This window comes from Spongiibacter sp. (assembly GCF_041602295.1).
Taxonomy (GTDB): domain Bacteria; phylum Pseudomonadota; class Gammaproteobacteria; order Pseudomonadales; family Spongiibacteraceae; genus Spongiibacter.
Genome location: NZ_JBFIGO010000200.1, coordinates 1 through 1,584 on the forward strand (window position 1 = coordinate 1; position 1,584 = coordinate 1,584).

The following is a 1,584-nucleotide window of genomic DNA, read 5'->3' on the forward strand; positions in this document are numbered from 1 at the left end:
CTGAGCCGCGCCGAAGCACTGGCCCGCGGCGGCATGATTGTCGGCATTGCCCAGGGCGTAACGCTGATTGGCGCACCGCTGTTCGGCATTTTGTCCGACCGCCTAGCGCGCGTCGACGCACTGATTGTCAGCCTGTTAGTGTCGTTTATTGGCTACGGTGGCACCTTTTTCATCGACGATCCATTCAGCACCAAAATGATCATCTGCGCCATCTTCATCGGCCTCGGCGAAGTCGGCGTCATTATCACCAGCGCGGTGCTGATCGCCCAGCAGACCCCCTCGGCAATTCGCGGTGCAGTGATTGGCTTCTTCAATCTATCCGGCGCCGTTGGCATATTGGTGGCAGCAAAGGTTGGCGGCTACCTGTTCGACCACTGGCGCGAGTCCGGCCCCTTTGTGCTGTTTGGTCTACTCGCCTTGGCCGTCACGATCTGGGCACTGCTAATACGCAAGCAGGTGGTGCCGGTCAGCGGCAACTAAGCTGCGCCAGCACTAGCTCAGCCAACGCCGGATAGCGCCTCGCGCATCCGGCTTTTTCCTGCCACAAGCCCGCAAGTTTTATTTGCGGCATAAAAAAGCCGAATACGGCAAGCCGTATTCGGCGCGAGGGAGCCTATTACTGACAGCGCTAAAGGCTCGAGAGGACAACCACTTAGAACTCTTCTAACAAACGGCCTTTGCCGGTAATTTTGTCGTTGATACCGCTGGCGCGCAGGGCGTGCCAAATGGTGGCCACGTTGATCGGAATCATCGGCTTCTCCAGCCAATGCTCCAGGGTCGGAAACAGGTCCACGGTAGACAGGTTGGTACCGCATTGAATAATGGCATCGACATCGTCGCCGTCTGCCTGCTTAACCGCGGCAATCACCTCGGGAATCGTGGTCTCGGCAATCGCCGTGGCCGAAGCGCAGTTCAAGCCAACCACGTGCTTCACCTCAAAACCAATCTCGTCGAAATACTGGCGAACATTGTCGTCGCCTATCGGCGGATAGGGAGTAATCACCGAGATTTTTTTGGCACCGAAATTACTCAGCGCATCGCGGGTCGCCGCGGCGCCAGTCGTCATACCCAGCTCGCCAATCTGCGACTGGATGGCCGCCTCAAATTCAAGATTGCCCTCAATGCCGCCCCAGAACGTCTCTGCCGACATACCAAGCATTAAATGGGTAATTTGCGCGGTCATAATATTGTCGATCGCCGGCCCCATATCCTCGCGCATCAGCTCTAGAAAACGCTCAAATACCGTATTTTCGTCATCGCCGCTGCGCTGCCCCTCTTGCGCCCAATCTTTCAGGCGAATCAAGAATCGCGACGGGTGCCAGCTAATGCCGTCCAGGCCAAACTTCTGCAGGTCGTATTCCACGCCGGTATTGGTCGACGGAATCAACACACCAATGCGCGCCCGGGAGGCGAGCTGATAATTATTCATCTTAAACTCCGAGATCGGTAAAAAGGTCGCGCTTGTTAAAGCCCGCCGTTAAGAAGCGGTAAAAGGCCTTGCCGGTGGTCAGCCAGGCCACCGTACTGCCGTCCTTAGTCGCCGCCAGTACATTGGCCGCCATCCAGGGGGTAACGGTTTCCACA

Annotated in this window: 2 protein-coding genes; one reads left to right on the forward strand and one right to left on the reverse strand. The window is 56.9% G+C overall.

Annotation, left to right across the window (positions count from 1 at the left end):
• A partial coding sequence (locus tag ABYM29_RS15655) for an MFS transporter (protein WP_372865723.1) occupies window positions 1-480 on the forward strand: 480 nt, incomplete at its 5' end.
• Between the two features lie 172 nt (window positions 481-652).
• Here ABYM29_RS15655 and ABYM29_RS15660 read toward each other — a convergent pair.
• Complete coding sequence (locus tag ABYM29_RS15660) at window positions 653-1,429, reverse strand: Asp/Glu racemase (RefSeq protein ID WP_372865724.1); 777 nt, start codon at window positions 1,427-1,429, stop codon at window positions 653-655.
• Window positions 1,430-1,584: the final 155 nt, after the last annotated feature.

Bases quoted from the DNA above. Each gene is read 5' to 3' on its own strand.
- ABYM29_RS15660 (WP_372865724.1), bottom strand. From the start codon at position 1,429: ATGAATAATTATCAGCTCGCCTCCCGGGCGCGCATTGGTGTGTTGATT.